This window comes from Paenibacillus sp. SAF-068, assembly GCF_051967555.1.
Lineage (GTDB): Bacteria > Bacillota > Bacilli > Paenibacillales > Paenibacillaceae > Paenibacillus.
Genome location: NZ_JBQCJX010000001.1, coordinates 1,885,870 through 1,899,835, shown reverse-complemented (window position 1 = coordinate 1,899,835; position 13,966 = coordinate 1,885,870). Strand labels below are relative to the sequence as shown.

The window sequence follows — 13,966 nt, the reverse complement described above, 5'->3', positions numbered from 1 at the left end:
CATGACTTAGGTTTTGCCTGCATAACCAGTAACAATCCCAGTTAAATCGTATTCAATTCCTGTTAATCACATATTATTATAATTAATCCATATTTGTCAACATTTAAATGTTAACGATTAACCACCCGTTCAATATGAACCGTCAAATACAACTTTTCTTCATTGGTCAGCTCATGGTTGTACTCTTTTTTGACAAACAACTCAATTTTCTCCGTACACGCTGCGGCATCCGGATGCTTCTCCTTAATCATGTCGTAGAAATGATCATAGTTGTTGTCATAATGCGTACCACTGAGCACTCGCTGGGAGAAGAACTTCAAATGTGTAATGAAGCGGAAATAACTGAGAGAGTCCTCATCAAATTCCATTTTGAAATGATATTTCGCTATATTAATAATTTGCTGGATAAACTTCGTAATATTCATCGTTGTAATGACTTCTTCGTTCATCTCTGCGTTGACTATATGAAGAGCTATAAAAGCGGCTTCATCTGGTGGAAGCTCAATATTCATTCGAGTATTGATCTGTTCCAGCGTCCTCATGCCCAGTTCAAATTCAGGCTTGTACAACTGCTTGATCTCCCACATTAATGCGTTCTTGATCTCCACGCCTTCCCGATAACGCTCGATCGCGAAGTTAATATGATCCGTAAGGGAAACATAGATGTTCTCATTCAGTTTGCGTCCCAAGTTCTCACGCGCATACGTGATGATCTCTTCCACAATTTCAATCAGTTCCATCGGAACTTCGCGCAGCAACATTTTGAAATTATCGGATGTTTGTTTGTTTTTCAATGCAAATACTTTCTGGATGCGGGTCTCGTCTACTTTGTCCCCCGGCTTTTTCTTAAAGGCAATCCCACGTCCCATCACCACAAGCTCTGCTCCATCCGCCTGATAGATGCTAATGACGTTATTGTTGATAACCTTTGCTATTTTCACTTCAATCCCCCCGTCACGTTCCACTCTCTTGGCAGTTTTACATCGTCTTTTCGGGCATACAAAAAAAACCTGAAGCATCACAAAATAAACAAGACATGGTGGTCTGCTTTTTTTGGTGCTTAGGTTTTGCCTACTTCAAGTAGTAACAATCCCAGAAACGATATAATTGCGTCAAGTATAGCGCGAACCCGACGATATGTCAACGCTTTCAATGCGGGGACAAACGGAAGTTCCATGAGTTCATGTTTCTTCCGTTTGTTTGATGTCAGAACTAAACGATTTACCTTTTTGACTACTCGTCACCCAGGTTTGTTCCGTTGGATGCAATCACATTTTTGTACCACTCAAAACTCTTCTTCTTCAGTCGTGTCAGCTCACCATGTCCTTCGTTATTACGATCCACGTAAATATAGCCATAGCGTTTTCTCATCTCACCGGAGGATGCACTTACAATATCAATAGGTCCCCAGCTGGTATAACCGATGATGTTCACCCCATCCTGAATGGCCTCACCCATTTCAGCTACATGCCGCTTCAAGTAGTCAATCCGGTACGCATCATCCACTTCACCTTCTGGCGTAACCACGTCATTGGCACCAAATCCGTTCTCTACGACAAACAGCGGTTTCTGATAACGGTCATGTAGTTGATTGGCGGTAATACGGAACCCTTTCGGATCAATCGTCCAACCCCATTCAGACTTCGCCAGATATGGATTCGCTACCGAGCCAAATACATTACCGCTTGTCATATTTTTAATAACTTCGGGATCGGTACTCGTTGTACGACTTGAATAGTAGCTGAAACCGATATAATCTACAGTATGATTCTTCAAGATTTCTACATCACCCGGCTGCATTACAATGTTCAATTCGTGATCCTTGAAGAAACGTTTGGCGTAACCTGGATATTCCCCACGTGACTGCACATCGATAAAGAAATAGGATTCTCTATCTTTCTCCATACCTTGGAATACATCTTCCGGATTACAGGTATACGGATAGAAGCTTCCTGCCGCAAGCATACAGCCAATCATGGCACCAGGGATAATCTCATGACATGCTTTGACTGCCAGTGCACTTGCAACCAGTTGGTGGTGAGCAGCCTGATATTGAATTTCCTTGATGTTATCCCCTTCATTGAACGCGAGCCCCGCTCCAAGGAACGGAAGATGAAGCAGCATGTTGATCTCATTGAATGTCATCCAGTATTTCACCTTGTCTTGGTACCGTGTGAATACCGTTCTAGCGTACTTCTCGAATAAGGTTACCAGTTCACGACTTCTCCAGCTCCCATACTTCTCGATCAGGTGCACAGGCACATCGAAGTGGGCTAATGTAACTACAGGTTCAATACCGTGCTCCAGCAATTCATCAAACAGGTTATCGTAAAATTGCAATCCGGCTTCATTCGGCTGTGCATCTTCTCCTGTCGGGAAAATCCGTGCCCAGGCAATGGAGACACGCAGTGCCTTGAATCCCATTTCGGCAAACAGCGCAATATCTTCAGGGTAACGGTGATAGAAATCGATCGCTTCATGTGAAGGATAGAACTCGTTAGCGAGTGGCTTAAAAGCCGGGACATGACCTTTCATAATGCTTCTGCGGTTCTCTCCTGTTGGCAGCAAGTCAACGATACTCAGTCCTTTGCCATCTTCCAGATAGGCGCCCTCCGCCTGATTCGCAGCAATGGCTCCACCCCATAGAAAATCTGTAGGAAATTTAAAATTCGTCATCATCATTCTCCTTCCAAATATGTAATTAAGCTAACCGCTCCAATCGTAAGAAACATTAATAAGACAAAATATTTAAATTGAACTACACAATTACACATAAACGGAGAGGACAGAAAAAATCTGGAGAAGCGAAGCGTTCGCCTTTATCACCCAATTTCCCCTTTAAAAAAGGGATCAAAAAATCTGGGGATAACAGCGATTGGAAGATTGTTCTGGCCGCGCAGTCGTCACGTGTAAATCGGTTGTTCAACTTAAATAGAAAAAACCCGAACCAGCCTGGGTACACGATTACGTGTAAACAAGCCAGCTCAGGTTATGCCCATATCGGTAACATTCCCAGATCATGATTATGCGGATTGGATAAAACTTTAGCAAGAATCAGAACCGTTGTCAACTTCTTGAAACCAGTTTAGCTTCGGATTGCCCACTACGATATTTGATAGAACGCAGCACAGGTACCGCCAAGAATCATCTGTTGATCTTCCACAGAGAAGGAATGAATGTGGGCCACAATGATACCGTATACATCAGCATACGCAGCTGAAACGTTGCTTACGGGCCAGTCGGACCCGAACATTAATCGTTCCGCACCAAAGGCTTTTATGGCGATATCCAGATAGGGTGTAAAGTCCTTTGTAGTCCAATTTGCCCAGTCTGCTTCTGTCACCATCCCTGAAAGTTTGCAGTACGCATTTGGTTGTGCGGCCAATGACTCCAGTGCTTCTTGCCATGGTGAGAGCATACCTGATTTTATGTCGGGTTTGGCTAGATGATCAAGTACGAATCGCTGTTCAGGAAACGCCTTAACCAGTTCAACGGCATAGGGCAGCTGCTCCTTGGATACCAATAGATCATAGGCCAAATCATACTCTTTGAGCAATGAGATCCCCCGCTGAAAATCTTCTCTCAATACATACTGAAGATCAGGTTCATCCTGTATGACATGACGTACGCCCTTCAGATATGGATTGGACGCGAACAGTTCAAGCTGATCCCGAACTTCATTTGAACAAAGATCTACCCATCCGACAACACCTTTGATACATTCATGTCGATCTGCCAGCTGCAGAAGCCACTCGGTTTCTGTCAGTGATTGTCTGGCTTGTACTGCAATACATCCGTCCATTCCCGATTGCACTAATATAGGTTCCAGATCTTGTGGAAGAAAAGACTGACGAATGGCTTTCATTTCTTCTCCAATCCATCCATACTCGGCGATATTGTATTCCCAGAAATGTTGATGTGCATCCAGCTTCATTTTATATCCCTCCAAGGGTAGTTGAATCTAATTATTGTTTAGATGCAATTATATCATCTTCATTCGAAGTACAATCAATCATGATCTTCTCACAAACGATAGATAAAGCAAATCACTAATTATCACATGAATTTTATTTCAATTGTGCGGGTATCCCCCTATTTGTAATCATGATATATTAAATTCCGAAAACGCTTTCAATACATAATTCGGTGGTGATCCCAGTATTGAACAAGTCATAATTTGGTTCGAGTTGAGCTCCGTTCTCACTATTGCTTGACTTCTATTCAAGTTCAATCATTCTATCTGATAAGGAGATTACGTTGATGAAAAAAAACCGTAAAGCGGTCCTCTCTCTTACCCTTGTAACGGCCATGATTCTGTCCCTGTTCTCTTCGGCTATGGCTTCCGCTGCAACAGACAACAGTGAACAGGCCATTACCTCAGCCGCGCCAAGCAAAATGCAGGCATACGTGAACGCCATGGAGCCTGGCTGGAATCTGGGTAACTCTCTCGATGCCGTTGGTGAAGATGAGACAGCCTGGGGCAACCCGCGCATTACAAAGGAACTGATTCAATCTATCGCGAGTGAAGGCTACAACAGTATCCGTATCCCTGTAACCTGGGAAGCCCACATCGGTGACGCACCCGACTATATAATTGATGCCGCTTACATGAATCGGGTTCAAGAAGTGGTAAACTGGGCCCTCGATGCCGATCTCTATGTCATGATCAATCTTCACCATGATTCTTGGCGCTGGATTAGTTACATGGAGAAAGATCATGACAACGTACTTGCACGTTACAACGCTGCCTGGACTCAGATTGCCGACAAGTTCAAAGATGCATCCGACAAGCTCATGTTCGAAAGTGTTAACGAACCCCGCTTCTCCGAAGGCGGCACAACAGATGCGGCTATTGGATATCGCATGCTGGACGAGTTAAATACTTCTTTTCACAAGATTGTAAGAACTTCGGGTGGAAACAACAATACCCGTCCACTTGTGCTTCCAACGATGCATACCTCTTCCGCTCAACCTGATCTGGATGAACTGAATAAGACCATTCAAAAATTGAATGACAGCAATATTATTGCAACCGTTCACTACTACGGGTTCTGGCCATTCAGTGTGAATATTGCAGGTTACACCAAGTATAACGAGGAAGTCCAGAAAGACATTACCGATACATTCGATCGGGTATACAATGCTTTTACAGCCAAAGGCATTCCGGTTATCGTCGGTGAGTATGGCTTGCTTGGTTTTGACCAGCACACAGGTGTCATTGAGCAAGGCGAAAAACTGAAATTCTTCGAATTTGTTGGACAATATCTGCGTCAAAAACAGATGACAACGATGTTGTGGGACAACGGACAGCACTTCGGGCGCACAAACTTTACTTGGTCTGATCAGGAACTATTCAATACCATGCAAGCCAGCTGGACTGGTCGCTCATCCACAGCTGAAACGGACCTCGTATACCTTAAACAAAATGAAACCATTCAAGATAAAAAAGTAAAACTCAATCTGAATGGGAACAAATTCAATTCGTTGAAAAATGGCACTACCCCTCTTGTTAGAGGTAAAGACTATACAATCAGAAAAGATGTGCTTACGTTAAAATCCAATCTGTTAACCAAATTGACAGCCTCTGGTGATTTAGGCGTAAATGCCACACTCACAGCAGGATTCAACCAAGGAGCCGACTGGAACTTTAACATCATTAAATATGACACGCCTAAGTTAAACGATGCAACGGGTACAACCAGTGCATTTGCCATTCCAACTACGTTTAACGGCAACCAACTGGCAACGATGGAAGCAACATATGCAAACGGAGAAAACGCCGGTCCACAGAACTGGACTTCGTTCAAAGAATTCTCCTACACATTTAGCCCAGATTACGAACGTAATGTGATTGAGCTGAAACCTAACTTCTTCAATGAAACCAATGATGGCGAAGTCACACTCAAGTTCCACTTCTGGAACGGAGATGTGCTGACGTACAAAATCACGAAAAATGGAACCAACGTTGTTGGCGTAACTTTATAATACTGTTTTAACTAACGTTCTGTTCAGAGCCAAAGCTCTGGCAGAACGTTTTGTTTTGTAAACAACCGAATAACGTACAAGTAACCCTTCATACCTTTACACTAACTAGGACTGAGGGGGAAATGTCATGTTTAAACGTGTAGACCGTCTTGCCATCGAACTACCCATATCGAATAATCCGGATCCCAATGGAGCCAGCGCTGTTCAAGAGTTGATGGGTGGAAAATTCGGAGAAATGTCCACCTTGAACAACTACATGTTTCAATCTTTCAATTTCAGAGGCAGGTCCAAGCTACGTCCATTCTACGATATCGTCGCCAGTATAACTGCTGAAGAATTCGGCCACGTCGAACTTGTTGCCAATACGATTAACCTGATGCTTGAAGGTTCGACTTCGCCAGGTGACCCGGACTCCACTCCTCTGCGGGTAGGCAAAGATGCACGTATGACTTCACATTTTATTGAATCGGCCCAGACAGCGCTTCCTTATGACTCCATGGGAAGACCCTGGAATGGTTCATATGTCGTGAGCAGTGGCAATCTGATCTTCGATCTTCTGCATAATTTCTTTCTGGAATGCGGGGCCAGAACCCACAAAATGAGAGTATACGAAATGACGGACAACAAGACAGCCCGAGAAATGACAGGTTACCTGCTTGTACGCGGAGGTGTGCATGTTCTTGCTTATGCCAAGGCATTGGAGATTGCAACGGGTGTGGATGTAACGAAGATGTTCCCTATTCCAAGGCTGGATAACAAAGCTTTTGAAACGACACGTAAGTGGGAAGCGATGGGAGAACATCGCAGGCTGTACACGTTCAGTGACAAGGATTATCAGGGGATTGCTCAGATTTGGAAAGGGACACACCCAACCGATGGCGGTAAACTGGAGGCTTTTGCAGGCTTGCCGGGGTATGGAGGGCCAGTACCTGAGCTGCCTGATCTGCCGGAAGAATTTGCGCCAGGGATATCCGCAGAAGATCTAATGCAGATTGCAGAGCGACTGAAACGTCACGCTGGTCTGTAGGATCACGATTAACGTTTGTTTTTCATAGGCCGTCGATTGGATCACTGTAAACTGGTGCTCTCTTGCATACTAACTCACTTGGATTACTTAGATCACCGATGATCTGTTTCTTTGATTTCTTATGGCGCACACAAAAAGGGAAACGGGTGAGATGAATCTCTCTCCGCTTCCCACTTTACACGCCTCTATTGTGGCTCAGTAAAATTCACTACAAGTACCGCTTCCCCATTGGCTTGCACACGACCGGTTGAGGTTGCTGTAACAGTTGCTATCGCTTCGTTTCCACTTGGGATCAAGACAGGTGTAATCACCGGCAGACCCGCAGACTGAATGACGTCCATGTCAAATTCAATCAACAACTGTCCTGCAGTTACACGATCTCCGCTATTCACATGTGCGGTAAAACCCTCTCCTTTGAGTCCAACCGTATTAATTCCGATATGAACCAACATCTGTACACCTGTTTCATGCTCCAGAATCACCGCATGTTTACTCTTGTGCATCACATGTGCGATGACACCATCAAATGGTGCATACACTTTTCCTTCTGTTGGCTCAATGGCAATGCCCTCACCCATGTGTTTTTCCGAGAACGCCGGGTCAGGAACCTGCTCCAGAGCAACGACGGTACCGTTCATTGGCGAAGCTATTTCGAGCAAATCTACTTTAGGACGATTGCTTGTAACGGCATCGGTAACTGAATTAATAAGCGGATTAGATTCCTCTGCTTTAACTTCAGTTGATGTTACTCCACTGTTTTCATCGCTCACCGATTCCTCTGCAACCGGTTGGTCCCTATATCCGAAGAACCAGGTAAGTGCAAAAGCAATGGCCATGGCAACCACGTTGGACAAGATATACAACGGCAGTTGGCTGTTCAAATAGAGTAATGTTCCCGGAATAACCGTTACTGCCATGCCTGTACCTTGCAGATGGAACAGGGAAGCGATGAAACCACCTACACCACCACCAACCAGTCCCATAATAAATGGTTTCATGTAACGCAAGTTAACTCCGAAGATGGCTGGCTCAGTAATGCCTAGAAATGCGGACAAGGAAGAAGGTAATGCGAGTGCTTTTAGTTTCATATTTTTGGTCTTGAGACCGACTGCGAGACAAGCCGCTCCTTGTGCTGCCATGGCGCAGGTAATGATGGCGTTGAACGGATTGAATCCCGTTTTTTCCAGTAGCTGAATCTCCAGGAAATTAAAGATGTGATGTACACCAGTAACGACAATAATCTGATGGAAGAATCCAATGATAATACCTGCGATGCCAAACGGAAGATCCAATACGGCAGTTGTTCCATGCAGTACCCACTCTTCCAGGGAATGGAACACGGGACCAATCGCAAATAGTCCAAGCGTAATCATGACCGTTAACGTAATAAAAGGAGTCAGAATTAAGTCCAGTGCCTCAGGCACCCGTCTTCTTAATACCTTTTCAAACTTGGCTCCAATCAAACCTACAAAGAACGCAGGCAGAACCGATCCCTGATAACCCACGACAGGTATAAAACCGAACATATGCAGCGGCTGTGCTGATCCATCTGCCACCGAGTAAGCATTGGGTAATGCCGGATTGACCAGCATCAGCCCTAGCACGATACCAAGTACCGGACTTCCACCGAATACGCGGAATGCAGACCACGCTACAAGTGCAGGCAGAAATGCAAATGCCGTATCCGTCAGAATCTGAGTGAATAACAGGAAATTGGCCGAGATATCCTCAGGTGTTGCACCGAACAACGCCAAAATCTCATTCTGGGTAAGTAATCCGCGCAATCCCATGAACAAACCTGTAGCTACCAGTACGGGAATGATGGGAACGAATACGTCACCAAATGTGCGGATAGCCCGCTGAAAAGCGTTTCCTTCCTTTTTCCCCTGACTCTTCACGTCCTCCTTGGACGATCCTTCGATTCCCAGCTTCTCAACCTCTTCAAAAATTCGATTCACCGTTCCTGTACCAAAGATAATCTGATATTGACCCGAGTTGAAAAAAGCGCCTTTCACCTTCTCGATGTTCTCGACCGTTTTCTGATCAATCTTCTCTTTATCTTTCACCATGATGCGAAGACGTGTTGCACAATGTGCAAATGATGCAATATTCTCTTTGCCCCCTATGGCATGAATGACTTCCTGGGCAATGCGTTGATTCTCCGACATGTTATCTCATTCCTCTCACGTAATCCTTAATAATGCCATTGTGTTGCTTCAAAATCAGCTCTGCCTCCGCGTGCAAAGAACCGAATATCCACGCTGTCCCGACTTGGGAAAATCCGGCTGGTAAAGACCTCTTCCCCGTCGTTCACAAAAACCTCGACGGAAGATGCATCTACGAACAGATGGAACTTCATCACTTCCGCAGTAAGCGTGCACCGCCGTATCGTGCCATTTTGTTCTGACAGCTGGGCACCAGACATCGTCCGATCCAGAATAACTTTCTCTTGGATGCGATCATACAGAAGAACCGTTTTCTCCGTTTCACTTGCTCTGAACTCGATGCCTACAATCTCTGCATCTACATGACTTATCTCACATATCAGCTCATAGGCAATTCCATTGAAACCAGCGAAAGAACGACTTTCACTATCGATTGTTGCACGAAAATGAGTTCCTTCCTCTCGCTTGCGCAATTGCTCCATTTCTGCAACTGGTTGTTGAATTAACTTCCCGTCTCGGAGTGACAACTGTCGAGGAATGGTCAGGCAATGAGCCCAACCGCTATCATCTGTCGGATACGCCAGATCGGGGAGTCCCATCCAACCAACCAGCATACGTCTTCCGTCCGGACCCTGCATGGTTTGCGGAGCATAGAAGTCGAATCCACGATCCAACTCCTGGAATTCACCATGTGTTAACTCTCTCGTCTGGAGATTAAGCGGCTCACCAATCAGATAACCGGACTGAAAAATATTCTGATATTGATCTCCCGCAGCATCTAATCCTTGTGGGGAAAAGACAAGCATACCTTTCCCGTCTATCTCCATATAATCCGGGCACTCCCACATATAACCGAAGGAAATTAATTGTGTACGAATCTCACCAAGGAACTCCCAGTTTTTCAGATCAATTGAGCGATATAGCACCGTACATCCCGTCTTGTCTGTTCTCTGTGCACCAATGACACAATAATACGTGTCTTCTTGTTGCCACACCTTGGGATCTCTAAAGTGTTCGGTGTATCCGACTGGCACAGACGAGATCACCGGTTGAGTCAGTTTGGTTACTGAACCGCTTTCACCCATGACTGCCAAGCATTGATACGGATGTCTGACCCAAGCCTCATCCCTCGTATTGCCCGTGTACAGCAAGTGCAGCTTGCCGTCTTTTTCAATTGCACTGCCTGAATAAGCTCCGTGTGAGTCATACCTGCTACCTGGTTCGATTCCAATCCCGACATTTTCCCAGTTCACCAGATTCTTCGAGCGGGTATGATACCAGTATTTCATGCCGTGTTCTGTTCCAAGCGGAAACCACTGATAGAAGAGATGATAATAGCCTTGATAATATGCAAAGCCGTTAGGATCATTAAGCAGACCTGTTATCGGCTGAATGTGGTAACTCTGTCTCCATGGACACTCGGATATCTGTGCTTCAAGCTTCGCAATCTCACCAGGCTCAGCTTGCTCAATTCGTCTGTAGCGTTGCTCTCTAGTCATTTTCATAGCTGTTCTCCATTCTTGCTTATATAAGTTAGACCAAGAAATTTCACACTGGGACTACGATGGCAGAACAATCCTCCGATCGCTGTTATCCCCAGATTTCCTGATCCCTTTTCAAAAGGGTGAAATCCGGTGATAGCCTATGCTTCCGAAGCAGCTTTTCTTACAGAAAGCTTTAAGCCAACACTACGTTTCTTCAGATTTTTTCTGTCCTCTCCGTAAATGTTTATTTCTAATTTAACTTATACGAAAATCAATTATAGGAACCGGTTCCAACGGACACAAAAAAATAATTCCATATGGCATAAAATGCCTGACCAAGTTGGCATACCCGAATTTCACATTCGGAATGGAACCGGTTCGATGGAATTATCATAAAGGATGTTTTTATAATTTGTCAACGCTTTCTCGAGGAATTAGTTCTACGTCCAGTGTTGTTCGTTCCTCCACTGACTCGCCTTTGACGAGACGAATAATGTGATTCGCTGCTACTTGACCAGCCTGCAAATAATGATATTTCACAGTCGTCAGCGTGGGGTGAATCATCTCCGTAATATCATATCCGCCAAATCCGGTAACGGACAAATCTTGCGGTATGCGGATTTTATTGGAGAATGCAATCTTCATCACACCCAGTGCGATATTATCCGTGGCCCCTACAATGATCGTTGGGGTAATCTCTTTCAGGATAGCTTCAGCGGTAACGATGGCTTCAGACATCTTGAAACTAGTTTCATAATACTTCACTTCACATCCTGCACACTCGGCGATTGCTCGCTGGAACCCCTGTTTGCGATAGATCCCTACCGCCCGATCCTTCTCGCTAACTCCCATATATACGATCTTGCGGTGACCCTGTTCGACAACATATTTGCCCATCTCATAGCCAGCCTGATCATCATTGTGAACCAGACTATGTAGTTGCTCATGCTGCTGCCCCACCAATAACACCGGAAGCCGTATATCCTCAATGGCCTTCAGATGTGCTTCGGTCACCTCAGCAGCCAGCAGAATAATACCCGATACCTTCTGTCGTGCAAAATCATAGATGGCATCAATCTCGCGCTGCATGTCCTGACTCGTATTCGCGATCAGCATCTGATACTGATTACTTCGCAGTTCTTCATCAATTCCGATCAATGTCTGGGATGTCGCAAAAGAATCAAGTCGTGGCACAACCGTACCGATGATGCTGGTCTTCTTCGCCTTCAGACTCTGTGCAAACGTGTTGGGAACATAATTGTATTGTTTGATAATACGCTCAATCTTCTGGCGTGTATCCTCACTAACCGATCCGCCATTCAGGTAGCGAGAGACCGTGCTTTTTGCCACACCTGCCATCTGAGCGATATCAGAAATCGTTTTATTCATAGAGACTCCTCTTGTTTCTTTAACTAGTTTACCTTATATTATACTTCGAATCGCAAAGCTATGGCGAATTAGATGAAAAAGTAAAAGCCCGATATCCATGTGATGTTCATACCAAAGTATGACTCCACATTCATCAGGCTGTTAAACTTTCATATACACGTTAGCTTCGATTGCTGACACAAGAACGCTCGCTATTTCCCTACATCTCAGACTTCGATAATAATAGGCAAGATCATAGGTCTTCTCTTGGTTTGAGCGTAAATGTAGTGACCAATCTCGTCTTTCAGCTTTCTTTTGATCACATTCCATTGATTCACACCAGCCCCAGTCAACTCACCCATCCGGTTCAGAACCAGCTCATGAATCTCGTGCATGAATTCCTCCGAGTCCTTGACAAATATGAACCCTCTGGAGATGATTTCGGGTGACGTGACCATTTGTTTCTCCGTTTTGCTAAGTGTTGTTACAATCACCAACATGCCATCGGATGATAGCTGTCTGCGATCACGCAGTACAATATTGCCAACATCACCCATGATCAGACCGTCTACGAGACTGTTTCCTGAAGTAATTTTCGGACCGAGCGAGGCTGCACCATCTTTGTATTGGATCATATCCCCATTGTTCACGATAAACACATGATCACGCTCCATACCTACGGACTCGGCGAGCAGTCTGTGCTGATACAACATGCGGAACTCACCATGGATTGGAATCAGATAATCCGGTTTCATCAAGGTTAACATCAATTTAAGTTCTTCCTGACTCCCGTGTCCCGATACATGCATTCCTGCTGCACCACTTGAACCATATATCACACGTGCTCCGAGAACATACAGGTTATCAATCACATGTGCAAGATTCCTCTCATTGCCCGGAATAGCTCCGGCGGCAATGATCACCGTATCCCCGGCGTTAATTCTTACGTGAGGATGTTTACCGGATGCCAGACGTGATAATGCCGCCATCGCTTCTCCCTGGCTACCGGTACATAACACAACGACTTGTTCGGGTGGAAACTGATCCGAGTCGATGGCTTCAATCAACAATCCGTCAGGAACTTGCAAATACCCCAATTCACTGGCCACCGATACTACATTCACCATACTTCTGCCTAACAATGCCAGTTTGCGCCCCGTCTCGAATGCTGCATTAATTATCTGCTGTACCCTGCTGACATTTGATGCAAAAGTAGAGATAAATACTTTTTGTTTTGCACGGATAAAGGCATCCAGAATGTGATCTCCTACAACACGCTCGGAAGGTGTGAATCCGGGTCTTTCTGCATTGGTACTCTCGGAGAGCAAAATATGTACGCCCTGTTTACCAATCTCGGCCATGCGGTGCAGATCAGGGAAAGGTCCATGTACAGGTGACATATCAAATTTGAAATCTCCTGTATGCACGACATTACCCGCTGGGGTCTGAAAGAAAATACCAAGACAATCCGGTATACTATGACTGGTTGCGAAGAAAGAAACCTCAATTCCTCCCAGCGTAATGCTGGAATGAGCATCGATCGTATGCAGGTCCGCCTTGCGCAGCAGCCCATGCTCTTTCAGTTTTAGTTCAATCAACCCACGTGTGAGCCTGGATGCATACACCGGGATGTTCATTTTTTTTAACAAATAGGGAATGCCACCGATGTGATCTTCATGGCCATGGGTAACCACAAGACCTCTTACTTTATCCAGATTCTCCAGCAGATACGCGACATCCGGAATGATCAGATCAATACCAGGCAAAGTCTCATCGGGAAACTTCGAACCACAGTCAATGACGATGATATCCTGATTATACTGGATGAAATACATATTTTTCCCTATCTCATTCACGCCGCCAAGTGCAGCGATATACAGTTTGTTATGGGCTAGATTCAACTCTGCTCTTCCTCCTCTGCGTGGCCATCGTATGCG

Annotated in this window: 8 protein-coding genes and 1 pseudogene; 2 read left to right on the top strand and 7 right to left on the bottom strand. The window is 45.0% G+C overall.

What is annotated here, in order from left to right; all coding sequences use genetic code 11:
* Positions 1-110: 110 nt before the first annotated feature.
* From licT to ACTHPG_RS08380, 3 genes are all read right to left on the bottom strand, one after another.
* Entirely contained in the window at positions 111-941 is an 831-nt protein-coding gene (gene licT / locus ACTHPG_RS08390) for a BglG family transcription antiterminator LicT (RefSeq protein WP_440388661.1), read from the bottom strand.
* Between the two features lie 292 nt (positions 942-1,233).
* Positions 1,234-2,676 (bottom strand): 6-phospho-beta-glucosidase, encoded by a 1,443-nt coding sequence (locus ACTHPG_RS08385; protein WP_440388660.1) that lies wholly within the window; start codon positions 2,674-2,676, stop codon positions 1,234-1,236.
* Positions 2,677-3,103: 427 nt separating this feature from the next.
* Positions 3,104-3,934, bottom strand: coding sequence for an amidohydrolase family protein (locus ACTHPG_RS08380; protein ID WP_440388659.1), 831 nt, complete (start codon positions 3,932-3,934; stop codon positions 3,104-3,106).
* A gap of 323 nt (positions 3,935-4,257) precedes the next feature.
* On the opposite strand from ACTHPG_RS08380, the gene ACTHPG_RS08375 reads away from it, so the two are divergent.
* Entirely contained in the window at positions 4,258-5,985 is a 1,728-nt protein-coding gene (locus ACTHPG_RS08375) for a cellulase family glycosylhydrolase (protein ID WP_440388658.1), read from the top strand.
* A gap of 127 nt (positions 5,986-6,112) precedes the next feature.
* Complete coding sequence (locus ACTHPG_RS08370) at positions 6,113-7,012, top strand: manganese catalase family protein (protein WP_440388657.1); 900 nt, start codon at positions 6,113-6,115, stop codon at positions 7,010-7,012.
* A 185-nt stretch (positions 7,013-7,197) separates the two neighbouring features.
* On the opposite strand, the gene ACTHPG_RS08365 is transcribed toward ACTHPG_RS08370, so the two are convergent.
* From ACTHPG_RS08365 to ACTHPG_RS08350, 4 genes and pseudogenes are all read right to left on the bottom strand, one after another.
* Positions 7,198-9,180 (bottom strand): sucrose-specific PTS transporter subunit IIBC, encoded by a 1,983-nt coding sequence (locus tag ACTHPG_RS08365; RefSeq protein WP_440388656.1) that lies wholly within the window; start codon positions 9,178-9,180, stop codon positions 7,198-7,200.
* 26 nt (positions 9,181-9,206) lie between these two features.
* Positions 9,207-10,682 carry a glycoside hydrolase family 32 protein gene (locus tag ACTHPG_RS08360; RefSeq protein ID WP_440388655.1) on the bottom strand — a complete coding sequence of 492 codons (1,476 nt, stop codon included), beginning with the start codon at positions 10,680-10,682 and terminating at the stop codon, positions 9,207-9,209.
* Positions 10,683-11,066: 384 nt separating this feature from the next.
* Positions 11,067-12,071, bottom strand: a pseudogene (locus ACTHPG_RS08355) (LacI family DNA-binding transcriptional regulator); the annotation flags it as partial.
* 185 nt (positions 12,072-12,256) lie between these two features.
* On the bottom strand, positions 12,257-13,930 hold the full coding sequence (locus tag ACTHPG_RS08350) for a ribonuclease J (RefSeq protein WP_440388654.1): 1,674 nt from the start codon (positions 13,928-13,930) through the stop codon (positions 12,257-12,259).
* Positions 13,931-13,966: the final 36 nt, after the last annotated feature.

Coding starts and splice junctions, on each gene's coding strand:
- ACTHPG_RS08385 (WP_440388660.1), bottom strand. CDS start 2,676: ATGACGAATTTTAAATTTCCTACAGATTTTCTATGGGGTGGAGCCATT.
- ACTHPG_RS08380 (WP_440388659.1), bottom strand. CDS start 3,934: ATGAAGCTGGATGCACATCAACATTTCTGGGAATACAATATCGCCGAG.
- ACTHPG_RS08370 (WP_440388657.1), top strand. CDS start 6,113: ATGTTTAAACGTGTAGACCGTCTTGCCATCGAACTACCCATATCGAAT.
- ACTHPG_RS08365 (WP_440388656.1), bottom strand. CDS start 9,180: ATGTCGGAGAATCAACGCATTGCCCAGGAAGTCATTCATGCCATAGGG.
- ACTHPG_RS08360 (WP_440388655.1), bottom strand. CDS start 10,682: ATGAAAATGACTAGAGAGCAACGCTACAGACGAATTGAGCAAGCTGAG.